At 37.6% G+C, this 25,321-nt stretch carries 26 protein-coding genes; all 26 read right to left on the bottom strand.

From position 1 onward, the window contains the following. Positions 1-2: 2 nt before the first annotated feature. Complete coding sequence (locus WKV44_08880) at positions 3-200, bottom strand: flagellar FlbD family protein (protein ID MEM5948655.1); 198 nt, start codon at positions 198-200, stop codon at positions 3-5. 14 nt (positions 201-214) lie between these two features. After that, on the bottom strand, positions 215-1,603 hold the full coding sequence (gene flgE, locus WKV44_08885) for a flagellar hook protein FlgE (GenBank protein ID MEM5948656.1): 1,389 nt from the start codon (positions 1,601-1,603) through the stop codon (positions 215-217). Next, complete coding sequence (gene flgD, locus WKV44_08890; protein ID MEM5948657.1) at positions 1,600-2,055, bottom strand: flagellar hook assembly protein FlgD; 456 nt, start codon at positions 2,053-2,055, stop codon at positions 1,600-1,602. The genes flgE and flgD overlap by 4 nt, the downstream gene beginning before the upstream one ends. 8 nt (positions 2,056-2,063) lie before the next feature. After that, positions 2,064-3,380, bottom strand: a complete 1,317-nt coding sequence (locus tag WKV44_08895) for a flagellar hook-length control protein FliK (protein MEM5948658.1) — start codon at positions 3,378-3,380, stop codon at positions 2,064-2,066. Between the two features lie 14 nt (positions 3,381-3,394). After that, complete coding sequence (locus WKV44_08900; GenBank protein MEM5948659.1) at positions 3,395-4,018, bottom strand: hypothetical protein; 624 nt, start codon at positions 4,016-4,018, stop codon at positions 3,395-3,397. Then, positions 4,011-4,466, bottom strand: coding sequence for a hypothetical protein (locus WKV44_08905; protein ID MEM5948660.1), 456 nt, complete (start codon positions 4,464-4,466; stop codon positions 4,011-4,013). Before WKV44_08905 ends, WKV44_08900 begins: the two co-directional genes overlap by 8 nt. After that, the gene (locus tag WKV44_08910) at positions 4,453-5,784 is read right to left on the bottom strand and encodes a FliI/YscN family ATPase (GenBank protein MEM5948661.1); all 1,332 of its coding nucleotides are present in this window, start codon (positions 5,782-5,784) and stop codon (positions 4,453-4,455) included. Before WKV44_08910 ends, WKV44_08905 begins: the two co-directional genes overlap by 14 nt. Then, positions 5,781-6,716: a flagellar assembly protein FliH gene (gene fliH / locus WKV44_08915; GenBank protein MEM5948662.1), complete on the bottom strand. Its 936-nt coding sequence runs from the start codon at positions 6,714-6,716 to the stop codon at positions 5,781-5,783. The genes WKV44_08910 and fliH overlap by 4 nt, the downstream gene beginning before the upstream one ends. Before the next feature lie 22 nt (positions 6,717-6,738). Next, the gene (gene fliG / locus WKV44_08920) at positions 6,739-7,797 is read right to left on the bottom strand and encodes a flagellar motor switch protein FliG (GenBank protein ID MEM5948663.1); all 1,059 of its coding nucleotides are present in this window, start codon (positions 7,795-7,797) and stop codon (positions 6,739-6,741) included. Between the two features lie 2 nt (positions 7,798-7,799). Beyond that, positions 7,800-9,509 (bottom strand): flagellar basal-body MS-ring/collar protein FliF, encoded by a 1,710-nt coding sequence (gene fliF / locus WKV44_08925; GenBank protein ID MEM5948664.1) that lies wholly within the window; start codon positions 9,507-9,509, stop codon positions 7,800-7,802. Between the two features lie 38 nt (positions 9,510-9,547). Further along, positions 9,548-9,874, bottom strand: coding sequence for a flagellar hook-basal body complex protein FliE (gene fliE, locus WKV44_08930; protein MEM5948665.1), 327 nt, complete (start codon positions 9,872-9,874; stop codon positions 9,548-9,550). A gap of 3 nt (positions 9,875-9,877) precedes the next feature. Next, entirely contained in the window at positions 9,878-10,336 is a 459-nt protein-coding gene (gene flgC, locus WKV44_08935) for a flagellar basal body rod protein FlgC (protein MEM5948666.1), read from the bottom strand. 13 nt (positions 10,337-10,349) lie between these two features. After that, entirely contained in the window at positions 10,350-10,766 is a 417-nt protein-coding gene (flgB, locus tag WKV44_08940; protein ID MEM5948667.1) for a flagellar basal body rod protein FlgB, read from the bottom strand. Between the two features lie 68 nt (positions 10,767-10,834). After that, positions 10,835-12,157 carry an ATP-dependent protease ATPase subunit HslU gene (gene hslU, locus WKV44_08945; GenBank protein MEM5948668.1) on the bottom strand — a complete coding sequence of 441 codons (1,323 nt, stop codon included), beginning with the start codon at positions 12,155-12,157 and terminating at the stop codon, positions 10,835-10,837. Next, entirely contained in the window at positions 12,157-12,693 is a 537-nt protein-coding gene (hslV, locus tag WKV44_08950; GenBank protein ID MEM5948669.1) for an ATP-dependent protease subunit HslV, read from the bottom strand. Before hslV ends, hslU begins: the two co-directional genes overlap by 1 nt. After that, positions 12,686-13,600 (bottom strand): site-specific tyrosine recombinase/integron integrase, encoded by a 915-nt coding sequence (gene xerA, locus WKV44_08955; GenBank protein ID MEM5948670.1) that lies wholly within the window; start codon positions 13,598-13,600, stop codon positions 12,686-12,688. Before xerA ends, hslV begins: the two co-directional genes overlap by 8 nt. Beyond that, positions 13,590-15,779, bottom strand: coding sequence for a type I DNA topoisomerase (gene topA, locus WKV44_08960; protein MEM5948671.1), 2,190 nt, complete (start codon positions 15,777-15,779; stop codon positions 13,590-13,592). Before topA ends, xerA begins: the two co-directional genes overlap by 11 nt. A gap of 4 nt (positions 15,780-15,783) precedes the next feature. After that, positions 15,784-16,812: a DNA-processing protein DprA gene (gene dprA / locus WKV44_08965; protein ID MEM5948672.1), complete on the bottom strand. Its 1,029-nt coding sequence runs from the start codon at positions 16,810-16,812 to the stop codon at positions 15,784-15,786. Positions 16,813-16,823: 11 nt separating this feature from the next. Next, a complete protein-coding gene (locus WKV44_08970; GenBank protein ID MEM5948673.1) occupies positions 16,824-17,540 on the bottom strand; it encodes a hypothetical protein in 717 nt (238 codons plus the stop codon). Beyond that, positions 17,537-18,463: a tyrosine recombinase gene (locus tag WKV44_08975; protein MEM5948674.1), complete on the bottom strand. Its 927-nt coding sequence runs from the start codon at positions 18,461-18,463 to the stop codon at positions 17,537-17,539. Before WKV44_08975 ends, WKV44_08970 begins: the two co-directional genes overlap by 4 nt. Before the next feature lie 5 nt (positions 18,464-18,468). After that, positions 18,469-19,632 carry a cell division protein FtsZ gene (gene ftsZ / locus WKV44_08980; GenBank protein MEM5948675.1) on the bottom strand — a complete coding sequence of 388 codons (1,164 nt, stop codon included), beginning with the start codon at positions 19,630-19,632 and terminating at the stop codon, positions 18,469-18,471. A gap of 24 nt (positions 19,633-19,656) precedes the next feature. Next, entirely contained in the window at positions 19,657-20,886 is a 1,230-nt protein-coding gene (gene ftsA, locus WKV44_08985) for a cell division protein FtsA (protein MEM5948676.1), read from the bottom strand. Then, complete coding sequence (locus tag WKV44_08990; protein MEM5948677.1) at positions 20,886-21,704, bottom strand: FtsQ-type POTRA domain-containing protein; 819 nt, start codon at positions 21,702-21,704, stop codon at positions 20,886-20,888. Before WKV44_08990 ends, ftsA begins: the two co-directional genes overlap by 1 nt. Further along, complete coding sequence (gene ftsW / locus WKV44_08995) at positions 21,697-22,833, bottom strand: putative lipid II flippase FtsW (GenBank protein ID MEM5948678.1); 1,137 nt, start codon at positions 22,831-22,833, stop codon at positions 21,697-21,699. Before ftsW ends, WKV44_08990 begins: the two co-directional genes overlap by 8 nt. A gap of 6 nt (positions 22,834-22,839) precedes the next feature. Next, positions 22,840-23,922, bottom strand: coding sequence for a phospho-N-acetylmuramoyl-pentapeptide-transferase (mraY, locus tag WKV44_09000; GenBank protein MEM5948679.1), 1,083 nt, complete (start codon positions 23,920-23,922; stop codon positions 22,840-22,842). Next, entirely contained in the window at positions 23,915-25,306 is a 1,392-nt protein-coding gene (murF, locus tag WKV44_09005; GenBank protein MEM5948680.1) for a UDP-N-acetylmuramoyl-tripeptide--D-alanyl-D-alanine ligase, read from the bottom strand. Before murF ends, mraY begins: the two co-directional genes overlap by 8 nt. Between the last annotated feature and the right edge of the window lie 15 nt (positions 25,307-25,321).

Consider the following 25,321-nt stretch of genomic DNA (forward strand, 5'->3'; position numbering starts at 1 on the left):
ATCTACTCCTCGTTAAAAAAAATACCTATTTTTTTTCTATACTCAATTATTCTATCAAAAATAGTCTGGTAATCCTCTTGGACTACCAGACGTTTGCCAGAAAGCATAACAAGTGTTGTATCCGGGTTGAGTTCTATATATTCTATGTGATGCGGGTTTACATAAAATACGGTACTGTCAAGCTTGGTTACCTTAATCATAAATCATCCGCCAATTACCTCTTGAGTGTAAGCAGCTCTTGTAGCATCTGGTCAGAGGTGGTTATTGTTCTGGAATTTGCCTGAAATCCTCTCTGAGTTACTATCATGTCCGTAAAGGACTCGGCAAGATCAACATTGCTCATCTCAAGGGCTCCAGCTATGAGCTTACCCTTGCCTGCAAAGTTGGGAGGGCCTATGTTGGGATCTCCCGAGTTGAGAGATACTCTAAACATTGTTTCGCCTTCTTTTTCCAGACCGCCTGGATTTACAAAACTGGCAAGAGCAATTTGTCCCAGAGAACGGTTGTTTCCATTAGAATAAACACCTGTTATAACTCCATTCTGGTCTATTTTAAAACCTTCCAGATAGCCCATAGAGTATCCATTCTGTTTGTATACTTTGGTAGAACTCTTTTCTGCAAACTGAGTTACTGCGTTTACTGCGCTACCTACTTCTCCAAGATTAAGGTTAAACGCCTGTCTTACAGCTACTTCCCCTTCTGGTATTGTAGCATCTGGAACATCAAAGGATACATTAACTTGGAGATTCCCGGCATCTATTATATCTCCATTGGCATCTTCTACTGACTGAATTGTTCCGAGATTATCAAACTGAATTATAAAATTGTTTACGGTACTGTTTTCTGCTCCAATATCAACTACTGTGTTTGTAGGAGTTTCCGCATCAGGATCAACATTGACTGTTGCCTGCCATCTATTGGGTTCTCCTGGTATCTTGGTGAAATCTATTCTAAGCGTATGAGTGTTACCAAAACTATCATAAATATCATAAGAAGCTGTCCATGTTCCTTGTGCTATAGTTTCTGGAGCAGCCCCTTCCGGTATTTCTGGCAGTCTCTTATCAAGATTACATGCAAGATAAACCTCACTTGTAGCAAAAGCCGGGTCTTTGCTGCCAACAGGTATAATCAGATCCTGCAACGCAGCTGTTGTATTAATTATCGTTTGTCCGCCTACTTTTTCTGCCTGCCATCCCTGGACTCTAAGACCATTTGCCGGATTGACAAGATAGCCATCCTCATCCAAACCAAAAACTCCGGCTCTTGTATAGAAATTCTTATCACCTTTTCTTAAGACAAAAAAACCATCTCCCTGTATTGCCAAATCTGTATTAACTCCTGTTGTTTGAAGAGATCCTTGCGTATGTATGGTATCTATAGATGCTACTGTCATACCAAGTCCAACCTGTTTTGGATTAACACCACCTACCTCATCCGTTGGTCTAGACGCTCCTGACATCATTTGAGATATCATATCCTGAAAATTAACTCTTCCCTTCTTAAAACCTGTTGTATTGACGTTGGAAATGTTGTTACCTATAACATCCATTCTGATTTGATGATTCTGGAGTCCAGAAACTCCAGAATAAAGAGAACGCATCATAATTCGCCTCCTTGAGCATTGGATAGTATGCTTTCCACAGCAGATATGTCATAGAATCTGTTGTTTATTCTAAGCTGAGGAAAATCGTTTCCTCTAATCTCATCAACCACACCGCTTATTATATTATCACCATCCTTTACAGATACAGTTCTACCAAGAAGAGAAACGGCTTGACTGCTCATAAGTCTTCCTGACATTTTTGCAAGTTCTGTATTCATATTTGTAATTTGTTCTAGAGAAGAGAACTGCGCCATTTGAGCTATAAATTCTTTATCTTCTAGAGGCTGTGTAGGATCCTGATGCGTAAGCTGTGTTATAAGCAGTTTTAAGAAATCGTCTTTATCGAGATTTTGCTTTATTTTCCTGCCATCCTGTAAAGATTTATTTATGGCATCCACCTGAGCTTCTACTTTAGCTCTGTCTGCTCCTGTCATAATTGTTGAAAGTTCCATAAAAACTCCTATACTACCAGATCAATTGACATGGTTTTCTCTCTTATAACATCGGCAAGAGGCACAGCATGATCAAGCTTATCTTTTTCTATTATTCTTATATTACCACTGTCAGAATTCTCCGATCTGTTTTCGTTATAATTATCGGAGTTTCCATCTTCCACTCCTACATTAAGATTAGCTATGCTAAACCCTTGTTCCCGGAAATTGGCAACAAGGTCATGAACATTCTGTTGGAAAATTTCTTTTACAAACATGTTCTGTACCAGTATTTTTCCTGAGATTGAGCCATCAGCAAGAGAAAGCGAAATTTTTACCCTTCCCAAACTTTTGGGCCTGAGAACCAGATTTATTTCTCCCTTATCATTATCCTGTAATATTATCTTGGCCTGTCTCACAATATCCGCGTTACCAGATTCCTTCAAAGTCTCAAGTAATTTTGTCCTTGCCTCCGGTACAGAATCCATATTGTGAGGTTTAACATCCCCCATTGTCATGTCTGCTTTACTCATATCCGTAAACGAAACCTTAATTTTATCGGTTACACCATCATCCGATGAATGCTTCACATTATTTGCTAGCTCTTTTTTCACTTTGGAAATATCAACAGAAACTGTTTCTGTTTTATTTTTGCTCCTTTTGTCTATCAAAGATATGTTTATAGAAGGTTGTGTTTTTAGTTTCTTCTTGTCTCCAGACAGAGACTCAACTTTTGGGGCTTCGTTTTTTATGCTAGATTTATCTACTACTATATAATCGGACTTTGTTAAAGAAGATTTTTTATCAGAAATATCTATAAAAACAGTGGTCGCTAATTCTGAGGCTGATTTTTTTGTCTTTTTCTTGTTTTCTACTTCATCTTGCAGGATGTTTTGATTAAAGACGCGCTTTGTCTTCTCTTTGGATTTTTTTATATCTCCATCTTTTACAACCTTATCAGATAATACAGTACGTTTATTGGAAACCTTTTCCTGTTTTGTTTTTTTATCAGCAATATTTTTATTATCCTTTTCTTTTGTATGTTTATTTATTTCTTCAGAAGAAAACTTATACTGTTTTATATTTTTTTCATCTGGATTTTTTATGTTTTCATCATCTTTTATATCTCTTTCTGCATCTTTGGTCTCTAATGCAGAAGTCGCATCATTTTTTGAATCACTGTTTATTTTATCATTAAAATTTTCTCTGGAATTATCAATCTTAGCATTGTCAAGATATTTCTGAAAATCCTGATTATCTATAAAAATATCGTTTTTTTTATCATTAGCTCTTCTTTCTCCAATAAAATCCGTTGCAAAATCAGGTTTTCCAATTGTGACAACCATTATTAATAACTCCTTTATGGTCGTTTTGTCATCTTCCTCTGTATCTCAGCAGCCCTATCTGCTGGCATCAGAGAAAGCCAATAGGGAACAATAGAATCCTCACCTCTTTCTGTAGAGATACTATCCGTTGTCCACAAAATATCTATGATCTCTTGGTCACTATCCATATTTAATAATATTTCAACCGCTTTATCAGGCGGCATGTTCATTAAGTAATTAGCACTTTGCCTGACTATGGCTTTTTTATTTTCGTACTGTTTTATCTGTTCATTAAACGATTTTTCTTGTTCTGCAAGAGCTTTCTGTCTTTCGTTTAATTCCGATAATTTACTTTCTACTTCCGCTTGCATGTCTTGTAGTTTTTTTTCCCATTCTTCAAGTTCTCTTTTTTTCAGTTCCAGAGCTTCTTTCTCTTTTTGTAATCTCGCACTATCCAATAGAGTTATTCCCGGTATTTGCTCAACAGTCTTTGGTTTTTGGACGCCAAATATATTAAAAACTGGTGCCAACTGTTCCCTGACATCTATAACACCAAGGTAAGTCAACCAGAGACCTCCTCCAAGAACCAGGAGTATTATCAGAAATATCAATGCAAATATTCTTGCACCAGGTCCTACTCGAGTATAATTATCAGGCATTTATTTCCCTCCTGTATTTTCTTATATAGCCCTGAATAGATATCTCATCAATAGAATTTATTTCTTCTTTAATGCATTGTTTCTTATATTCCGACATCTTTCTATCTTTAAGGTTTTCTAGAACTTTTGTTTCTTTTTTGGCTGCTAAAAAACTGTCAATCGCATTGTTTTTTTTCTCTTCAAGCTTTTCCCTATGTTTATGTAAAATAGCATTTTCTTGAGATAACCTTTCTCTATAAATAGAAATAGCATAGAGCATATTATTAAGTTCTTCAGATTTAATAGAAAAATCATTTATTCTTATCAGAGATTTTTTTATATTATCAATAATTTGATATTCTATCTTGTTACATTCCGATATTATCTTTCCAAGTTCTTCCTTTTTTTGCTCTTCGATATATTTTTTTAGAGTTAAAATTCTGTTTAAAGGAAAGTCAAACCTTTTCACCCAGAGAAACCTCCATATCAGCCAGAGTAAACAGCCTGTTAACCGTATCAGAAAGAGGGGCTTTATCATCTATTTGCTGAGAAAGAAAAGCTCTTATCTCTGGCATCTTTTCAATCGCCATATCTATATCAGGATTACTGCCTTTTACGTATGCTCCAACATTTATTAAATCTTCTGCTTCCCTATAAGCCGCTATCCATTGTAATACTTTCCTAGCTGCAGATCTCAAGTCGGGAGAAACCACTTTATTAGCTAAACGGGATACAGAATTCAATACATCTATTGCAGGATATTGTTGTCGTTGTGCTATTTTTCTGTCTAATACGATATGTCCATCCAAAATTCCTCTAACAGTATCGGATACGGGCTCATCCATATCATCACCTTCAACTAGAACAGAGAAGAAACCAGTTATAGTTCCTTTGTCAGAAGTACCACACCTTTCCAATAATTTTGGAAGAGTAGAAAATACAGACGGAGTAAACCCTCTTGTTGCAGGAGCTTCTCCCAGAGAAAGACCTATTTCTCTCAAAGCTCTTGCAAATCGTGTAACAGAATCAAAAAGAAGCATAACATCCTTCCCTTGATCCCTAAAGTATTCTGCTATAGCTACAGCAACATACGCACCTCTATATCTTGCTATAGCGGGGGTATCGGAAGTAGATACGATAATAACAGAACGCTTTAACCCCTCTATGCCCAAATCATTTTTTATAAACTCAGAGACCTCTCTGCCTCGTTCTCCTATCAAGGCAATAACATTTACATCAGCGTTGGTGTTTCTAGCTATCATTCCCAACAGCGTGGATTTTCCAACTCCACTACCAGCAAAAATACCAACTCTCTGCCCTTTACCCACAGAGAGAAGGCCATCTATTGCCCTTATACCAGTTACAATTTGAGAATCTATATCTTTTCTTTTTAATAAATCAGGTGGAGCAGAAATAACAGACTGATACAAATTGGCAGGAATATTTCCCCTATCATCAATAGGTTCGCCTCTTGCATTTAGAACTCTACCCAACAGTTTATCAGAAACCTTAACTGACAATGGCCTACCACTTGCCTCTATTATATCTCCAACTTGTATTCCAGCTGGATCGGAATATGGCATAAGAATAGTTGTATTATCTTTGAGCCCTATCACCTCTGCAATAACACAATTATCAGCAGAAGAGTTTGAATATATCTTACACAACTCGCCTACCATGGATATTGGGCCCTTCCCAACAATCTTCATTCCCTCTATGGCCCTAACTCTGCCTCTGCACTTTACAGTATTAGTCTTTTCTACAAGAGAAATATATCTTTCTATCATTCATTCTCCTGTTTTTTTGACACTACTTTTATCGGAATAGTCTCAAGAATCCTCTCTTCTATTTCCCCAAGCTGTGTTGCTATTCTTGCATCAATATCACCAAAATCTGTTTCTATTATACATCCTCCCCTGTCAACAGAAGAATCTTCAATCACTGTCACATTACCAAGTTCTTCTATTTTCTCTATAATATCCTGGATATGCTCACTTGCAACATCAAGATCATCAATATTAACCCTTATGACTACATCACTTTTTGTTTTAAGTTTTCTTAATGCTTGCACTACATTATTTACAACTATATTTTTTTGATTTTCCGAAAGGACCTTAATTACCTTTTTTGCTATCAGCAGTACTAACTGTACTATTTGAGCCTCTGACTCTTCCATAATTCTTGCCCGTTCACCAACTACTCTTGTTATAACAGTCTTCAAACGCTCTACAATTTTTAGGGCTTCTTCTCTGCCCTCTCTATATCCTTCTTCTCTGCCTTCTCTATATCCTTCTTCTCTGGCAGCCTCTTTAATCTCATCAGCTTTTGCTTTTGCTTCTTCTATAAGCTTATTTACTCTATCCTGAGCATCAGAAACAATCTTCTCAGCTTCTTTCGCAGCCTCTGCCTTTATTCTTGCAGCTTCTTCATTTCTTTTCTTAACTTCTTCAAAAGCTATTTTTTCGGCCTCACTTATTATTCTATCCGCTTCCGCTCTGGCCGTAGAAATCATAGCTTCTTTTTCTTTTTCCCAATTAGCTTTAAACTCTTCTGCCTCTTTAACAATGGCACTTATATCGGGAATCTGTATGTCTTTTACATCAGCTTCTAAAGGAGACTGTATCTCTTGTTTTGCATGCTCTTTAATTTCGGGATTAGCAAGAGACATCTTTGTTTTTAAAGGGACTATCTCATTTGATTTAAAAATATGTTTGGCCACAAGTTTCTCCTTTTTTATATCATCATACTACAATCTCGTCCTCTCCACCTCTAGCAATAACAATCTCCCCTTGTTCCTCAAGTTTTCTTATAATAGATACGATCTTCTGCTGAGACTCTTCAACATCTTTCATACGAATAGGTCCCATATACTCCATATCTTCCTTGAGAAGAGTTGCCGCACGTTTTGACATATTTCTAAAAATTTTATCCTGAACTTCGGAATCGACTGCCTTAAGCGCTTTTGCAAGCTCCTGAGTATCTACCTCTCTCAAAACCTTTTGTATAGCGCGATCATCAAGGAGAACAATATCTTCAAAGACAAACATCTTTTTCTTTATTTCTTCTGCAAGTTCGGGATCTTCTTCCTCAAGCGATTCTATTATTGATTTTTCCGTAGAACGGTCTACCATATTGAGAATCTCTACTATGGCATCGACACCTCCTGCCATAGTATAATCCTCAGATGCAAGAGTAGAAAGTTTTTTCTCAAGCACTCTTTCTACCTCTCTCAATACTTCCGGAGATGTTCTATCCATGGTTGCTATTCTTTTTGCAACTTCAGATTGTATATCGTGGTCAAGACTGGCAAGAATTATAGAAGCTTTCTGAGGATCCAAATAAGAAAGAATAAGAGCTATCGTCTGAGGATGTTCCTGTTGTATAAAATTAAGCAACTGAGTTGGATCTGTTCTTCTGACAAAATCAAAAGGCCTAACCTGTAAACTACTTGTAAGTCTATTAATTATATCAACTGCCTTTTGACTGCCAAGAGCCTTTTCCAGCAACTCCCTAGCATAATCTACTCCTCCGGTTATTATAAACTCCTGAGCCATCATCAGCTCTTGGAATTCCATAAGAACCTTGTCTCGTTCTTCTGCATCTATGCTCTCTAACCTGGCTATCTCAAATGTAAGCGCCTCTATCTCATCCTCTTTAAGGTGTTTAAAAATTTCTGCTGACAGCTCAGAACCTATTGTAACAAGAAATATTGCAGCCTTTTGTCTACCTGTCAGTTCTCTTTTTACACCACTCTTCTTTCCATGTGTAGCTCCAGAAGGAGCTGCTTTTGCCTTTCCCATACTTATTCCTCCATCAACCAGGTTCTTATGAGCTGAGCAACCTCTTCAGGATGTTCTCTGGCCATATTAATAGCCTGCTCCTGCAATTCCATCTTGGCTCGTTCTTCCACAGACATCTCTACCTGAGCAGCCTCTTCTTCTGCACTCCTTAAAGCAGCCTCACGCATAGCTTGATGCTGCCTTGCAAGTTCTTCTTCTTTAAGCCTTCTTCTTCTCTCAGCCTCTCTGAGTATGAGCCTGATAACTATAAACAACAGTAGTAATCCAGCAACAGCAAGAAGAGAAATCAAAATAGCTCTTTCTCTCTGTTGTCTTGCTCTAAACTCAGCATCCTCCTTTGCAAACTCAAAAGTCCTGTCAAATTGGATATGCTGAACAGAAACAGAGTCCCCTCTTTCTTTTTTATAACCAATAGCAGTCATAACAAGCTCGTTTGCCTTTTTAAGATCCTCATCAGGAACTGGAATGTATGTCCTTTTTATGGAACCATCAGGGTTCAGAATAACCTCTCCCTTATCATTATATTCCCATTTCCAGATGCCATCTATAGCAACAGCTACACTGATACGATTTATATTCCAAGGATCTTTTTTTTCTGTTATATTCTTAGTATTGACTACCTCATTCTGAATAACAGAATTCTTTGAATACTTTCCCACCAGACCTTCCAGATCCTTATATGCAGGCGGAGTCTGCCCCTCCTGTCCAGGGGGACCTTCTGGATTGAATCCTGTTCCTTCAAACTTTTCATCCTGAGTCTCTTTAGAAAGAGTTATAGAAGGAACGACTTCACTCTCATCATAAGGAGTCTTAGGATTATCAGGTTTCATTGTTATGGGGAAATGTTCCTCCGTAGAAATCTCAACCTGACTCATATCCAACTCTATATCTAGATTGACTATCTCTACCCTATCCTCTCTAAAAATATTCCTAAGCGCAGATAAAATCTTCTTTTTATATTGACTTTCCAGTTCTTCTTTTGTCTTTATCTGACGTTTAGCAAGCTCCAACCTGTCGAAATTTTCCATTCCTGCAAAATCATTGAGAACAACTCCTCTCTGATCGGTAATCGTAATATTTTCTTCCTTAAGCCCCTCAACAGCAAATTCTACAAGTTTTACAATGCCTTCTATCTTTTTTCTATTGGAAACAATGTCCGAGCCAGGCTTTGGAGTTATGATTATAGAAGCAGTAGTAGGTTCCTGATCCTGTTCAAAAAGAGCCTTTTCTGGCATTACAAGAGTCACACTGGCCTTATCAATATCATCCAATGCCTCCAGATGCTGCTCAATTGACTTTGTTATTGCCCTTCTCAAATTAACATTTCTTTCAAAATCAGTAATTGTCCATCTCTCAATATCAAAAAGCTGCCAAGGATCCGTGCCACTGGGAATAAGGTCTTCCCTTACCAATATAGCTCTCATTTTTTTGGCAGTCTTCTCATCGGAAACAAGAATCCTATTATCAGCTGTAACTTGGTATTTTACATTTTCCGCTTCCAATCTTGCTGTTATATCATCAAGAGCCTGCTGATCAGTTATAACCTTGTTAAGAAGTGGAACCATAGATGGAGCCGCACTGAAGCTTGCCAGAAAAATAAATCCAGCAACCACAACTCCAACAATAGAAAAGAAAATAATTTTTTGTACAATAGTCCATTTTGTCCAAGCGTCTTTAACACGCTGGAACATTTTTTGTAGCCATTCGTTCATATCCCCTCCCAGAACGAAAGACCCTAAAAGCTAGTACATTATCTAAGCGATAGGATCTCCCTATATGCCTGTACAGCTCTATCTACTACGGATTTTGTTATAGACAGAGCCATATTTGCTTTTGCCATTGCAATTGTAACATCATGCGGATCTACCGTATCCGGATCAGTTATCATTTGCTGAGATAAAAGAGCACTTTTCTGCTGTAGACTATTAACACCGTTAATAGCACCCAAAAGAACTTGAGAAAAATTATCCGGATCTATTGGCTTATCCTCGGGTTTAGAACCGACAAAATGCCTAGGATCCGCTTTTTGCATATATATCTTATGACCAACAAGATTTGTCTCTGACATAAAATTCATCTATTACCTCCCTATTTCCAAAGCCTTAAAAAACATAGTCTTAGAACCATTAACAACAGCAAGGTTTGCTTCATACGCTCTGGAAGCATCTATCATGTCTACCATTTCGTTTACAATATTTACATTAGGATATTCCACATATCCTTTTAGCGGCCCGGATTTTATAGCATCAGGATGAGTAGGATCATACACTAGCCTTGTTTTTGCATCATAATCCTTTTCTACCTTTGTAACCTTAACCCCTTTACCAAGACCATTATCAAGCGGCTTAGGTAAAAAAGGGCTCTTCCAATATGGCTCTTCTACACGAGGTCGGAAAACAACACGGCTACGCCTAAAAGGCCCACCCTCTGTTGTTCTGGTAGTAGTTGCATTGGCTATGTTATTAGAGATAACATCCATTCTTAATCTTTGAGCAGTAAGACCTGTAGCAGCTATGTTAATAGGCGTAAAAAGTCCCATCTATTAATTCCTCCTATTTAAGAACCATCTGTACTTGAGAGAATTGATTATTAACAGACTGTACCAACATGTTATAAAGCAGCTCATTATTCAAGAGATTCATAGATTCCTGCTCCAAATCCACATTATTACCATTATTTTTGCTAGTTGTCCAAAAATCCAAAATCTTTCTAGGCCTTACTGTCCTATAATCAACAGGTTGATTAAAGGGAATATGCCGTTTATCTGTTACAAAAGCCGGCATTTTCCTTGTTTTTTCCGACTCCAAAGCACGCTTTAAAGAAGACTCAAAATTGAGCTCACTTCTCTTAAAGTTGGGAGTATCAGCATTAGCAATATTATTGGCAATTATCTGTCTCCTGAGCAAATTAACATCCATCTCCCTATGTAGAATATCAATCGTCCTGCCAAAAGTAGAAGCCTCAAACATATTAAAAACCTCCCAAAACAAAACTCATCTTTACTTATCGGAAAAAACAAAAATTCGATAAATAAAAATCACAATATATATCTTGACACATCCTCATTGGAAACCACCTTATCAAGTCTCTCTCTCACATATTCTCTTGTTATTGGAATTTTCTGTCCCTTTATTTCAGGTCCAGCAAAAGAAACATCTTCCAGAATAACTTCCATTATAGTATGCAAACGCCTTGCTCCTATATTTTCTGTTTTAGAATTGACCATCTCTGCTACAAGAGCGATCTCTTCCAACGCGTCCTGCGAAAAATCAAGCTCAACATCCTCTGTCTTAAGCAGCTCTGTATATTGTTTTATAAGAGCATTTTGAGGTTGTGTAAGAATCTTTAAAAAATCATCTTTACCAAGAGGCTCAAGTTCAACCCTTAGAGGAAATCTTCCCTGCAACTCTGGAATCAAATCACTTGGCTTACTAATATGGAAAGCACCAGCAGCAATAAATAAAATATGAGAAGTATCTATAATACCATACTTAGTATTGACCTTTGCTCCCTCTATTATGGGAAGCAAGTCTCTCTGCACTCCCTCTCTGGACACATCAACACCGGTTTTACTCTCCTTAGCAGCAATCTTATCTATTTCGTCAATAAAAACAATACCACTATCTTCTACTCTACCTCTTGCAATATCAGCAACCTGATCGTGATCTATAAGCTTATCCACCTCTTCTGCAATTAATATCTCCCTTGCTTGTTTAACAGGAAGCCTCTTCTTCTTCTCCCCGCCAAACAACCCTGCAACACCCCCAAGACTCATTCCTATCTCTTCAAAATTAGAACCAGAAAAAATCTCTATTGCAGGTATCGATTTTTTCTTTACACTAATCTCAACGACCTTATCATCCAGCTCACCAGCTCTCAACATTCGTCTAAACTTCTCTCTGGTATCCGGGGATACAACAGAAGAATCCTTGGCATTACCAGGCAACAGAAGGTCAAGCAACTTTTCTTCGGTTCTCTTTTCTGCATCCTCCATCACAGAATCCTGCAACTCTGCCTTTACCATAGAAACAGCAACACTCATGAGATCTCTAATCATGGACTCCACATCTCTGCCAACATAACCAACCTCGGTATACTTTGTTGCCTCCACTTTTAAAAAGGGAGCCCCTGTTAACTTAGAAATCCTTCTTGCAATCTCTGTCTTACCAACACCCGTAGGACCAATCATTATAATATTCTTGGGAGCAATCTCATCCTTTAATTCCTTAGGCAGTTGCTTTCTTCTCCATCTGTTTCTGAGAGCAATAGCAACAACCTTTTTTGCCTGCTCCTGACCTATAATATATTTACTCAGCTCTGCAACAATCTCTCTGGGAGTCAAATTCTCAAGTTTTGTCATCAAAGTTCCTCCAAAACAATATTATTATTGGTATAAATACATATAGAAGCAGCAATCCTTATGGCCTTATCTGCAATATCAGCAGCAGAAAGTTCGGTATTCTCCATGAGAGCTCTTGCGGCAGCCTGAGCATAAGGACCGCCAGACCCTATTGCAACAATACCATCCTCCGGTTCTATAACATCACCTGTACCCGAAAGAAGAAAAGTTTTTTCCTTATCTCCGACAAGCAAAAGAGCCTCAAGCCGTCTCAACATCCTATCCGTTCTCCAATCCTTAGCAAGAGCAACAGCAGAACGCAAAACATCACCGGAAAACTCCTTAAGTTTAGCCTCAAAACGCTCAAACAAAGTAAAAGCATCCGCAGTAGCCCCTGCAAAACCAACAAGGACCTGACCATCATAAAGCCTTCTGATTTTTTTTGCATTACCTTTCATAACAGTCGCCCCCATAGTGACCTGACCATCACCGGCCATAGCAAAGCGACCATCCCTTCTTACAGCAATAATAGTAGTACTTCTTATCTTATCACTCATGACCATTCCTCCCAGAATGCGGGTGAGAAACATCATACACCCTTTTTAAAGAATTAAAATCAAGATGAGTATAAACCTGAGTAGTAGAAAGACTGGAATGCCCCAACATCTCCTGAACCACTCTTATATCAGCCCCTCTCGACAATATATGAGTAGCAAAACTATGCCTCAAAGTATGAGGACTAATCTTCTTTACAATCCCCTTTTCTGCAGCCCTTTTCTGCAAAAGATAGAAAACCCCTCTGGGACTAAGAGCCCCTCCCCTAGAATTAACAAAAAGAACTTCACACTCATCCTTCCCCAACCGTGACAACAAAGCATCGCGCAAAGGAATATACCTATCTAAGGCAGACCGCGCAAAATCTCCGATAAAAACAATCCTTTCCTTATTACCCTTTCCCCGTATAAGAATCCAGTCCTTCCCTCCCATCACATCACCTCTACGGACAGACACAAGCTCAGCAACACGACAACCCGTAGAATACAATAACTCAAGCATAGCCTTATCTCTCACAGAAATAAAATCATCCCCATTAACATCAAGAAGCTGCTCCACCTCGCTCTCAAGTAAAAACTCCGGCAGCACCCTTGCAACCTTAACAGACCTGACCCCCTCCAAAGGACTATCATCTCTCAATCCCCGTTTTCTCAAAAACCTATAAAAATTCCGGAGAGTAGAAAGACAGCGATTAACAGACCTAGGAGAAATACCATTTAAACTCATCTCAGAGACAAACGACCTAAAATCTCCCCTAGAAGCCGATAAAAACCCCAAGTCCAAACCTGATAAAAAAGAAAAAACCTTGTACAAATCATTTTTATAAGACCGAACGGTCGCCTCAGAGGCTCCCTTTATATCTCTGATATAATCAAGAAACTCATCTATAAGCTCTACATCACTCTTCATCACCACCCTCCGCAGAAACCTCATGTTTAAGAGCCGATACAGAAGAAACAGCATCCCCATCATGGAGATAATCACAATCAGGATTTATGCAAACCTTGACAGAATCACCCTTTTGAGACTTCTCTACAAGAGGCCAACCACAAGTCGGACACCTTACATCTGTAAGAGGATAAGGACTCAAGAAAGTACAATCAGGATAATTAGTACAACCATAGAAAGTTCGCCCTCTTTTTCCCCTTGACTTTCTTTCCACAATCTTACCTCCACAGCCATCAACAGGACAATCAGCCACAGGGATAGGCATAGTATATCTACACTCAGGAAAACCAGTGCAGGCAATAAAATATCCATATCTACCAATCTTCTTAACCATAGGCCTTCCACATTTAGGACAAACCTCACCTGTCTCTTCATCCATAGACACCTTTACAGACTCAAGATGCTCCATAACATGCTCAACCTTCTCTTTAAAAGGAAAAAAGAAATCAGAAATCATATCCACCCATTTTTCCTCGCCTGACTCCACCATATCCAAGCGAGATTCCATCCTTGCAGTAAAATCCACATCAAGAACATCAGGAAAAGAAGAAACAAGAATATCATTAACCATCTTTCCTAGAGCAGTAGGAACTATCTGCTTATTCTTTCTCTGTACATAAAACCTATCAAACAGCACAGAAATAGTAGGAGCATAGGTAGAAGGACGACCAATACCAAGCTCCTCCATAGCCTTAACTATAGTAGCATCAGTATATCGGCTTGGACCAGAAGTAAAATGCTGCTCAGGAATAAATTCTTCCAGTTTAAGACTATCACCCTCATTTAAAACAGGAATAGACTTTTTTTCATCAGCAGGCTTAAGTAAAGACAAAGCAGCCAAAAACCCTTTATCAACAACCTCAGAAAAACCAGTTCTAAAAACAGCCTCTCCAGCACCAATATCAACAGAAACAGTTTTTACAGAAGAATTATTCATCTGTGATGCGACAAATCTTTCCCATATAATAGAATACAATCTATGCTCATCGCGGGACAAATAATTCTTAAGATAATCGGGAGTATACTCCACAAAAGTAGGACGTATAGCCTCGTGTGCATCCTGAGCATTTCCTCCCTTACTATAATAACGAGGCTTCTCAGGCAAAGCATCCGGATAAGTTTTTCCAATAAAATCCCTTACAGCACTTATTGCAGTCTCGGAAATTCTTGTTGAGTCAGTTCTCATATATGTTATGAGACCAACACGAGTACTACCAACAGAGACACCCTCGTACAGTCTCTGGGCTATTTGCATCGTTTTTCTTGCATTATACCCCAACCTGTTTGCAGCAACCTGTTGAAGCTGAGAAGTAGTAAAAGGAGGTTTAGGCTTATTCTGCTTTAAAACCTCCCTAACAGAAATAACAGTAAATGACTTATCCCTAAGCTGCTCTATAACCGCATCAGCATCAGCCTTAGTTTTAAAATCAGGCTTCTTATCCTTGTAATTTACAAGCACAGCATTAAATCTTTTCTTATCTTTCCTTAAAATAACATCCAGAGACCAATACTCTTCTGGAACAAAGGATTCTACCTCCTTCTCCCTCTCACATATCAATCTGAGAGCAACAGACTGCACTCTTCCTGCAGACAGACCATTTTTAACCTTCTTCCATAATATAGGAGACAGATTATATCCCACTAAACGATCAAGAACCCTTCTTGATTTCTGAGCATCAACCTTATTCTCATCTATATCTCCGGGATTCTCGACAGCAGCCCTTATTGCAGAAGGCGTGATTTCATTAAAAACTATTCTTTCGATCTTTACATCCGGATATTTCTTTTCTATAGCATTCTTTATATGAAAAGAAATAGCTTCACCCTCTCTATCATTATCAGAAGCAAGCATAACATGACCAGCCTCCTTAGCCTGCTTTATTAAATTCCTTAGAATCTCAGCTTTTCCCCTTACAGTAATATACTCCGGCTCAAAAGAATTATTGATATCCACAGCAAGTCTGGATTTGGGCAAATCAATAAGATGTCCCTTGGAAGCCTCAACCTTATATCCCGGCCCCAAATACTTCTCTATAGTAGAAGCCTTAGCAGGCGACTCCACAATAAGAAGAGTATTTATCTTTTTATTTTTTTTATTTGTACCCTTTTTATTTGAGGACCCTTTAGCTGACTTTCCCATAATACTACCCCTCAATAATATCACCCTTATGTCTTACAATCTTTCCATCCAACTCCTTTTCCATCATAGAAGCAAGAACAGAACCAGGATTGGAAAAACCATTATTCTTGTCTTTAGGATGATTATAATTATTTTTATTTTTCTCATGAGAATGAGACAAAACATTCCATTCTTTCATTATTTCATATACAGAAACTACACTCATAGCACCATTTTCCAGCAAATCATAAGTCCCTTCGGAATTACCCCCCTCCGGAACATTAGCAGGAATAAATACATCCCGCCCTTCGTCAAGAGCATATTCGGCAGTAATAAGAGCTCCTGATTTTTTAGGAGCCTCAACCACAAGTGTTCCTCGGGAAAGACAAGCTATTATTCTATTCCTCTGAGGAAAACAATACTTTTTTGCTACAGCAGAAGGCACATACTCGCTCAAAATAGCACCACCATTTTCTACAATCTTCTGAGACAATCTTCTGTTTGTAACAGGATAAATATTATCTATACCGGAACCCAAAACAGCAAAAGTCTTTCCACCACCCTCTACAGCTCCTTTATGAGCAGAAGTATCAATACCATTTGCAAGTCCGGATACGACTATTCCCCCTTCCACAACAACATCCCTGGCAAAAGAATAAGCAACTCTGGAAGCAGTAAGAGTAGGCTTTCTGGTTCCAACAATAGATAAAATAAAATCTGTATTGAGTTCAAGGCAGCCAATATAAAAAAGCATAAAAGGAGGATCAAAAGAATTCCTAAGCAAAACAGGATAATTATCAGCATTAATATAAGTCCAATCAAAATTCTTTACTTTCATAATTTTCAATTCTCTTTCCGCCCTTGCCATAAGAAGATCAACACAGATTTTAGCCCTAGGAATTTTTCTATTTATAATACCCTCAACATCAGAATGAGAAAGATGTAAAAAATCATCCACAGAAGACAAATTACTCAACAATCGCAATTTCTCTTCTGTGGAAATAACATTAATGAGATGTATGGAACATAACAATAAAAACTCTTTCTCACTCATACCCTAATTACTCACTTGTTGTTTGTAATAATATTTAAATTCTCCTTGGCTTTCTCCACCTCATCCTTATTCTTGCTATTTTTTATTATATACATATACTGATCTACAGAAGCATCCATATTTCTCATCATATAATAGGCCCTAGCCAGTAAAAATCTTGCTTCAATAAACGAAGGATCTATGGACACAAGCTTAGTAAGATAATCAATAGCAGAGGAAGGTTCATTTTTTTCAAAGATATAAACAACAGAAATACCATATAAAGCATCCTTCAATCTAGGATCCAACTCAAGAGCTCGTTTATAATAAGATATAGAAAGAGAAAACAGCCTTTCTCTCTCTGCTGGATCCATCTTTGATTTAGCAAGCCTAGCAGAACATACTCCCGCCATCTGAAACAGAACCGGATTCTCAGGAAAAATATTTATGGCATTCTCCAGAGCTTCCTTGGCAGGTCCATACATCTCACGCTGCATATATTCTATAGCAAGAAGTTTATAAACTATCCCCAAGTCACCTGTAGCTTGTACTGTCCTATCTATAGCTTCCTTATGCTTTTTTATCTTGGACTTTAATTCTTCTATTCTATCAGAATTGGACAGGATTTCCTCTCTCTCTATCTTAGGCTCAAGAAGTATAAAATTATCAAAATCATTATCAACAGTAGAATTATTACATGCTGTAAAAAATAAAAGTACAAAAAATAAAAAAATAATTACTTTTTTCATAATTTTCCCCGTGGATGATATTGCTTATGAAAAGAAGAAAGTCTACCTATATCAACATGAGTATATATCTGTGTAGTAGAAATATCAGAATGCCCCAAGAACTCCTGCACCTCTCTCAAATTAGCTCCACCATGCAACATATGAGTAGCACAAGAATGCCTTAATGCATGCGGTTTTGCATTGAGCCCCAAAGCAGAAACTATTTTATTAAACCTAACCCATACGGATTTTCTGCTTATTTTATCTCCTCTGACAGATAAAAATAAGAAATTGTTCCTTATCTTATTTCCTGATAAAAACGGTCTTGCCACTTCCATATAGTCAATAAGCCATATCTTTGCCTCTTTTCCAAAAGGAACAAGACGTTCCTTGTTTCCTTTGCCAATAATTCTCAAGAATCTATCCGCAATAAAAATATCTGACATTTTTATATTGCATAGCTCAGATATTCTTAACCCACAGGAGTACATGAGCTCCAGCATGCATCTGTCTCGTACACCGATAGGCGTAGTAGTATCTATAGAATCCAATAGCAAATCTATTTCACTTTGCTCCATAACAGCTGGCAGGATAGCCGCCGCTTTAGGAATATCTACACTTTCGATAGGGTTATCTGCTCTAAAACCAGACATGACTATGAATCTAAAAACAGCTCTCAATGCACTTACTTTTTTGGCAATAGTTCTAGGAGAATTATTTCTATCAGTACCGATATGCCTTATATACTTTTCACAATCAAGAGATGTGACATCAATAACAGACTGTCCACTCCTTTCAATCCAGAGCAGAAAATCAGTATAAACAGGTTCATAAGTTTCCAGAGTTTTTTTTGACAAAGACAGCTCTGCCAGCAAATATGTCCTAAAAGCAAGAAATATTTTCCTATGAATTAACTCATTAAATACAGGCAAAGATTTTGTCATAATGACTATTTCCTACTCCTTCTTCTGAAAATAGCCGGAATATCAAGCTCACTATTTCCAGAATCTATACTTCCAGAAAACAAATCAACTCTTTCTCCTGGCTCCTGTTCACCTCGTATCACCTTATCCCATTTATCAAGAGTCAAATATTCTCCTGCAGTACTAGGTTTTTTTTTGCTATCATCAACAACATCTTCATGAGAACCTGCAAAACCCGCAGCAACCACAGTAACTTTCACAACCTCTCCAAGAGAGGAATCTATAGAAGTACCAATAATCATCTCAAAATCATCATCAGTATTGTTATTGGTATTGATTATGTCCATAATATCAGCATATTCCTTAAGAGTAAAATCAGAACTGCAAGATATATTTATAAGAAGCCCTTTAGCCTTTTCCAGCTGTATATTCTCCAATAAAGGATTGTTTATAGCAGAGGTTATAGCATCTATAGCTCTATTAGCTCCGGATGCACTCCCCGTACCCATAAGAGCATAGCCTTTATTTCTCATAACACGCTTAACATCTGCAAAATCTATATTTATCTTGCCGGGCCTGGTTATTAAATCCGATATCCCCTGCACAGCATCTCTCAAAACACCATCAACCATCTCAAAAGCTTCACTAACCTTTGTACCTTGCTTAGCTGTTTTAAAAAGATTTTCATTAGGCACAACAATGAGAGTATCCACATACTCTCTCATTTTCTTTATTCCTTCGCTGGCCAGCTTAGCTTTTTTCTTACCCTCAAAGGCAAAAGGCTTTGTAACAACCCCAACGCAGAGAACTCCCATTTCTGCTGCTATACTTGCAATAACAGGAGCAGCCCCGGTACCCGTACCTCCGCCCATTCCCGCAGTAATAAAAACCATGTCACTACTTTCAAGAACAGCACGTATTTTATCCGAGTCCTCTTCCGCAGCCTGCCTGCCTATTTCGGGATCTCCGCCAGCACCTAGACCTTTTGTGATCTTCTTTCCCAGTGGAAGTTTAAATGGAGCCTCTGACAATGATAATGCCTGTATATCTGTGTTACAAGCAATAAAATCAACACCAGATACAGATTCTTTTATCATCGTATCAACAGCGTTACAACCACCACCTCCTACACCTAGTACTTTTATCTTAGTAGGATTTAAAGAAAGCTCGTCATCCAATTTTATCTTCATTTCCCCTCCCAAACTCAAAAAGAGTCATTCAAAAAAATTTCTAAGCCATTGTTTAAAACCGGCAAAGACAGAAGACTTCTTATCCTTACCAGCATCATAACCATATTGTAAAAACAAATCTTTTCCCAACAAAGCCAGCCCCACACAAGTAGCATATGACGGAGACATAACACTATCCGGCAAATTGGAAATTCCCATGGGATAGCCAATACGTGCAGGCACACCAAATATATTGGAGGCAAGCTCAGCAGTACCATTGAGTAATGCCCCGCCTCCAGTTATAACTACTCCTCCACCTATTCTTTTAGTTATCTCTTGCCTATCAAGTTTATCTCGTATTATTTCAAAAATTTCAGCCATTCTAGCTTCTGCAACCTCGGAAAGCATCTTTAGAGAAACCTCATATGCAGGTCCGCCTCCACTGGAAGGGACAAGAATAGGCTCATCTCTATCCACCATAGGAGGATAGCAGGTTCCATAAGTGATTTTTATTTTATCAGCAGCAAGAAACGGTATCTTAAAAACATCAAAAATATCATACGATACATTATTTCCGCCAACAGGCAAAACAAAAGTAGAAAAAGGAGCACCATCTACATAAGCAACAACCCCGGTACTCCCTCCCCCTATATCTATATGAATAACTCCCAGCTCCATTTCCTCAGTAGTTATAACAGCTCGTCCAGCTGCAAAAACATTCAAAAATATGGCACTAACCTCATAGCCGCTTCTTTTAACACAATTAATAATATTATGAGAATAAGATACAGGTGCAGTAATAATATGGGTATCAGCCTCCAATCTTACTCCCAATATGTTTAAGGGCTGCTTTATTTTATCCTTGTCATCCACCTTGTATTCCCTTACTATAGAATGCAAAATTTCTCTATCAACAGGAATAACTATTGCTTTTGCAGCCTCTACAACTCGTTTTATATCATCATCAGAGACCTTTCTTTCCTTTCCCTTGGAAGATATTGCAACTACACCTTTGGAATTTACGGATTCTATCCTTGGACCGGAAACTCCAACAAAAAGATCCTCCACTTCATACCCCGACTCAAGAACAGCAGCCTCTATAGCTTCTGACACAGCAGCTATAGTATCATCTAGGTTAATTATTACCCCCTGTCTTAAGCCGGTAGAAGAAGCTATACCCGTACCAAGAAAATCCAACGAGTTTTTTTCTGTTATTCCGCTCACAACGACCCTTATCTGAGTCGTACCAATATCAAGACCAGCAAATACACTCATCAGATATTGCTCCTTAGCTTATAACTGACAATATTCCCCCTCAAATCTATATACTCTATTTTTTTAAAATCAACTTTAGAAGAAACCACATCAACTATCAATAATGCATATTTTAACATTGATTCCGAAATATCATTATTAACAAGTACAGGCAGCCTGATGCCTTTGAAATATATAAAATAATCAAAACTATAATCCCCTCTTTTTATAAATCTTAACTCGGAAATAAGAGCAAAAAGCTCAGGATTGGATTCTTTAACTCCTTTTAGATTCTTCATAAAGGCAATAATAACATCAGGAAGCTTTGCACCAACAATAAAATTCTTAAAGCCTATCCCGCTTATTACCGGCATTCCCTCATATCTCATATTTTTTCCGGCATCAAAAACAATCCCCTCATCATCACACACTGCAGGGAAAATTATTCCATCATTTTCAACCAGAAGATATACTAAAGGCTCTCTGGAGCTAATAGAAATTTTCAAAGCATTAGGAAAGAATTTTTCGACCTCAACTTCTTTAACCTTAGGCCACTCCGCCAATCGTTTCTCTATAACATATGTATCAACAGAGAAATACAGAACACTCTCAGTACTTAGACCCGCTCTCTCCAGTATTTCTTCATTAGACACATTCAAATTGCTATCTATAAATATCTTTTCTATTCTAAACCTGGGGACAAGAACCCCTCTTACAATAATAATGATAAGCAAAAAAATAATAAGTAAAAATCCGGTTAAGATTGAATTTTTCTTAGTATTCTTTACAGAGCCTCTTTTTCCTGAAACATATTCAAAATGCCACACGTGGTCAGACATTCCATCCCCCTTCTGAACTTTTTGATATATTAATTATCAGACCACAGAGAGCAAGAGTTATCAAAGCAGAAGAACCTCCAGCAGAAAAGAAAGGCAAGGGAATACCTGTGGTAGGAAGCAACCCGCTGACAACAGAAATATTCAATAAAACCTGTAATACGATAGTAAAGATAGAACCAAAACCAAGCATCCGGTAAAAAAAAGATTCCTGATTAATAGATACAGAAAAAGCTCTAACTGCAAAAATGGAAAACAGAGCAAAGACAACTAACACCCCAACAAACCCCATCTCCTCTGCAAAGATACTAAAAACAAAATCAGAATGAGCTTCTGGCAAAATACCAAACTTAAAATCACCGGCACCTATTCCTTTACCCCAAAGCCCTCCTTCCGACATAGCCCGCATAGATACCTGAATCTGATATCCAGTACCATCTGGATCTCTAGAAGGATCAAGAAAAGTAATCAATCTCAATACTCGATGTTCCTTTGTGAAAAGCAAAATAAGCAACAAAGGCAAGGCAACAACAATAAAATATAAGAAATATCGTATAGGAACTCCTGCAATAAAAAGCATAAAAGCTCCTATAAACAACAGAAAAATAGCTGTTGAAAAATCGTTTTGCAAATACACAAGAAAAGAAAAAATAAAAATAACAATTGCCGGAGGAATAATAGAAGTAAAAGGCTCGTCAAAAGCATCTTTCTTTTTACTTAAAATATAAGCAAGGTAGAAAACCAGAGTAAATTTTGCAAACTCGGATGGTTGAAACGAAATTCCTGCAATTATTATCCATCTATTAGCCCCCCAAAAAGAGACACCTATTCCTGGTATAAAAGTAAGTATCAACAATAATATATTTAAAAGTATTAAAAGCGGTAAAAATCTCGTTAAAGATTCAAAATTAACCTTAGATATTATAAACGCAAAGACAGCACCAATTATCATTCTTATAAATTGCTGTTTAAAAAAATAGTACGGATTACCGAACAACAATTCCGATCTGTAATACGAAGCAGAGAAAAGGAAAACCAATCCAACAAAACATAAAACAAAAACCAACCAACCTATCGAATGAGACTGTTTTGTCTTATGAATCTCCTCAGGAACAAAGCCTCTAGCTAGCATATCTCCTCACTGTACCTTTAATGTAGAAAGCCCAATAATTGCAAATAGTCCACCCAGTATCCACATCCTTATAACAACCTTGCTCTCCGGCCATCCAGAAAGCTCAAAATGGTGATGTAATGGTGCCATTTTAAAAATTCTCTTTCCATTTCTCAGCTTATAAGATAGAACCTGTAAAATCACAGATAGCGTTTCCAAAATAAATACTCCGCCAACAATTAAAAGGAGAATTTCCTTTTTTATGAGCATAGAAAAAACAGCCAAAGTACCTCCTATACTTAGGCTTCCAGTATCTCCCATCATAACCTCTGCAGGATGACAATTAAACCATAAAAAACCTACGCAGGCCCCCACAAGAGCTAAGGCAAAAACAGATAATTCACCTGCACCAGAAATATAAGGAATTTGCAAATACTCCGAAAAATCCACCCTTCCTGTTAAATATGCAAAAATAGCAAGAGCAAACCCCACAAAAATAACAAGCCCTGCAGCAAGCCCGTCAAGACCATCTGTTAAATTGACAGCATTAGAATAACCAACTACAAACATTACTGCCAGAGGAACATACCAATACGATAAATTAATTACAGGAGTTTTTATAAAAGGTAAATATAAGAGAGTAGAATACTCATTAGAAAACAACAGAATAAGCCCAGTTAAAACCAATGAAATTAAAATCTGCCCTATAAACTTAATACTTGCTCTTAATCCCTCTTTGTTCTTTTTGAAAACTTTTAGGTAATCATCTATAAAGCCCAATAAACCAAAAGAGAGCAAAGATGCTACAAGAACCCATGTAAATGGATAATGTATATCCTGCCACAGAAGAACAGAAAAAACAGTGGAAAAAACAATAAACAGTCCTCCCATTGTAGGAGTTCCACTCTTGCTTTTATGAGTGCTAGGCCCCAGTTCTCGTATTTCTTCTCCTGCTTTTAGCTTTCTCAATTTTTCTATCACCCATGGACCTAAGACAAAAGAAAGAAGAAGAGAAGTTATTGCAGCATAAGCTGCCCTAAAGGTTATATATTGAAAAACATTAAAAGGTGTAAAATACTTTACAAGCGGATAAAACAATTCCTTAAGCATTAACAGCTCCTTCTACAATATTCTTCACAGTCCTTTCAAGTTCCATAGCTCTTGACCCCTTACATAGAATAACATCACCAGAAGAAGAAATATCTTCCAGAGTTTTTCTAGCCTCTTCTGCAGAATCAAAATGAAAACACATATTAGTATCTCCCATCTTCTCAAAAGCAAGACGCATTCTCTGCCCCACAAAAATAAACACATCAATATCAAGAGAAGAAACATACTCTCCTATCTCTTGATGAAATCTATCTTCCCCATCCCCTAATTCCAACATATCACCTATAACAACTATTTTTTTTCTTACATTGCTTTTTATATCCGAAAAGGTAGATAAAGAAGCCTTGAGAGAATCAGGATTGGAATTATAACAATCAAGAATAACTGTTATATCACCTTTTACAACCTGCCAGCGACCAAACAAAGGCCGATACTCAGAAAGGCCCGCAGCGATATTTTTGTTAGAAAGACCAATTGTTTTTGCCATTTTTATTACACCGAGAGCATTTTTTACTATATGTCTACCCGGCACAGGTATCCTTATCTCAAGCCCCTCCCAGACAAGAGAAACGCCATTTAATCCATCATCTTTCCACGCTTGCAATCCTTTTGTAGATAAAAAGCCATATTTAGAAATATTTCCAGAACATCCCTCTTTTAATAGATCAAACATATCTTCATCTTCTGGAATAAGACCAGTGGAACTACTACCAAAATAGGAGAAAATCTTCTTTTTCTCTAGCGCAATATTTTCTCTTGTGCCAAAAGCTCCCAAATGCGCTGTTCCTATACCTGTTATTACTGCTAGATTAGGCCTAACAATCTTGACCAACCTATCCATTTCTCCCGGATGATCAACACCCATTTCCAGTATTAAGCATTTTGACTTTTTTGGCATTCTCAATACAGACAAAGGAAGCCCTATCTCGGAATTCAGATTTCCTTTTGTATAGGCAATAGCACCTATTTCCTGTTTTATTACAGAGGCCAACATTTCTTTTGTTGTTGTTTTACCATTACTACCAGACACACCTATTCTAAGAGGAGCATTTATATGACTCATATAGAATTCTGCTATACTCTGCAAAGCAGAAAGGGTATCAGAAACAACAATAAAAGAAGCTCTATTAGTTGCAGCATATCTTAATATTGCCGCACCAGCCATTCTAAAAAACGACTCATCTACGAGAGAACATGGAGCACCTTTGGAAAATGCTTCTTCTATATAAAAATGACCATCTGTATTCTTACCTTTTAGAGGGACAAATAATTTACCGGGAGCAGCTTCTCTGGAATTAATAACAACATCTTCTACTGTTAATTTTGAACCTGATATATTATACAATTTTCCTGATACTATTTTTGAGATCTTTATTATATCCATAAAAAAAGAATCTAT

Source organism: Spirochaetia bacterium 38H-sp (assembly GCA_039023545.1).
GTDB classification, from domain to species: domain Bacteria; phylum Spirochaetota; class Spirochaetia; order Winmispirales; family Winmispiraceae; genus Rarispira; species Rarispira pelagica.

Bases quoted from the DNA above. Each gene is read 5' to 3' on its own strand.
- topA (MEM5948671.1), bottom strand. From the start codon at position 15,779: ATGGGAAAGTCAGCTAAAGGGTCCTCAAATAAAAAGGGTACAAATAAA.
- WKV44_08970 (MEM5948673.1), bottom strand. From the start codon at position 17,540: ATGAAAAAAGTAATTATTTTTTTATTTTTTGTACTTTTATTTTTTACA.
- WKV44_08880 (MEM5948655.1), bottom strand. From the start codon at position 200: ATGATTAAGGTAACCAAGCTTGACAGTACCGTATTTTATGTAAACCCG.
- WKV44_08900 (MEM5948659.1), bottom strand. From the start codon at position 4,018: ATGCCTGATAATTATACTCGAGTAGGACCTGGTGCAAGAATATTTGCA.
- flgB (MEM5948667.1), bottom strand. From the start codon at position 10,766: ATGTTTGAGGCTTCTACTTTTGGCAGGACGATTGATATTCTACATAGG.
- mraY (MEM5948679.1), bottom strand. From the start codon at position 23,922: ATGCTTAAGGAATTGTTTTATCCGCTTGTAAAGTATTTTACACCTTTT.
- WKV44_08910 (MEM5948661.1), bottom strand. From the start codon at position 5,784: ATGATAGAAAGATATATTTCTCTTGTAGAAAAGACTAATACTGTAAAG.
- murF (MEM5948680.1), bottom strand. From the start codon at position 25,306: ATGGATATAATAAAGATCTCAAAAATAGTATCAGGAAAATTGTATAAT.
- ftsZ (MEM5948675.1), bottom strand. From the start codon at position 19,632: ATGAAGATAAAATTGGATGACGAGCTTTCTTTAAATCCTACTAAGATA.
- WKV44_08895 (MEM5948658.1), bottom strand. From the start codon at position 3,380: ATGGTTGTCACAATTGGAAAACCTGATTTTGCAACGGATTTTATTGGA.
- flgC (MEM5948666.1), bottom strand. From the start codon at position 10,336: ATGGGACTTTTTACGCCTATTAACATAGCTGCTACAGGTCTTACTGCT.
- WKV44_08975 (MEM5948674.1), bottom strand. From the start codon at position 18,463: ATGACAAAATCTTTGCCTGTATTTAATGAGTTAATTCATAGGAAAATA.
- fliG (MEM5948663.1), bottom strand. From the start codon at position 7,797: ATGGGAAAGGCAAAAGCAGCTCCTTCTGGAGCTACACATGGAAAGAAG.
- WKV44_08990 (MEM5948677.1), bottom strand. From the start codon at position 21,704: ATGTCTGACCACGTGTGGCATTTTGAATATGTTTCAGGAAAAAGAGGC.
- ftsA (MEM5948676.1), bottom strand. From the start codon at position 20,886: ATGAGTGTATTTGCTGGTCTTGATATTGGTACGACTCAGATAAGGGTC.
- ftsW (MEM5948678.1), bottom strand. From the start codon at position 22,833: ATGCTAGCTAGAGGCTTTGTTCCTGAGGAGATTCATAAGACAAAACAG.
- hslV (MEM5948669.1), bottom strand. From the start codon at position 12,693: ATGAGTGATAAGATAAGAAGTACTACTATTATTGCTGTAAGAAGGGAT.
- hslU (MEM5948668.1), bottom strand. From the start codon at position 12,157: ATGACAAAACTTGAGAATTTGACTCCCAGAGAGATTGTTGCAGAGCTG.
- fliF (MEM5948664.1), bottom strand. From the start codon at position 9,509: ATGAACGAATGGCTACAAAAAATGTTCCAGCGTGTTAAAGACGCTTGG.
- fliE (MEM5948665.1), bottom strand. From the start codon at position 9,874: ATGAATTTTATGTCAGAGACAAATCTTGTTGGTCATAAGATATATATG.
- flgE (MEM5948656.1), bottom strand. From the start codon at position 1,603: ATGATGCGTTCTCTTTATTCTGGAGTTTCTGGACTCCAGAATCATCAA.
- xerA (MEM5948670.1), bottom strand. From the start codon at position 13,600: ATGAAGAGTGATGTAGAGCTTATAGATGAGTTTCTTGATTATATCAGA.
- flgD (MEM5948657.1), bottom strand. From the start codon at position 2,055: ATGGAACTTTCAACAATTATGACAGGAGCAGACAGAGCTAAAGTAGAA.
- dprA (MEM5948672.1), bottom strand. From the start codon at position 16,812: ATGAGTGAGAAAGAGTTTTTATTGTTATGTTCCATACATCTCATTAAT.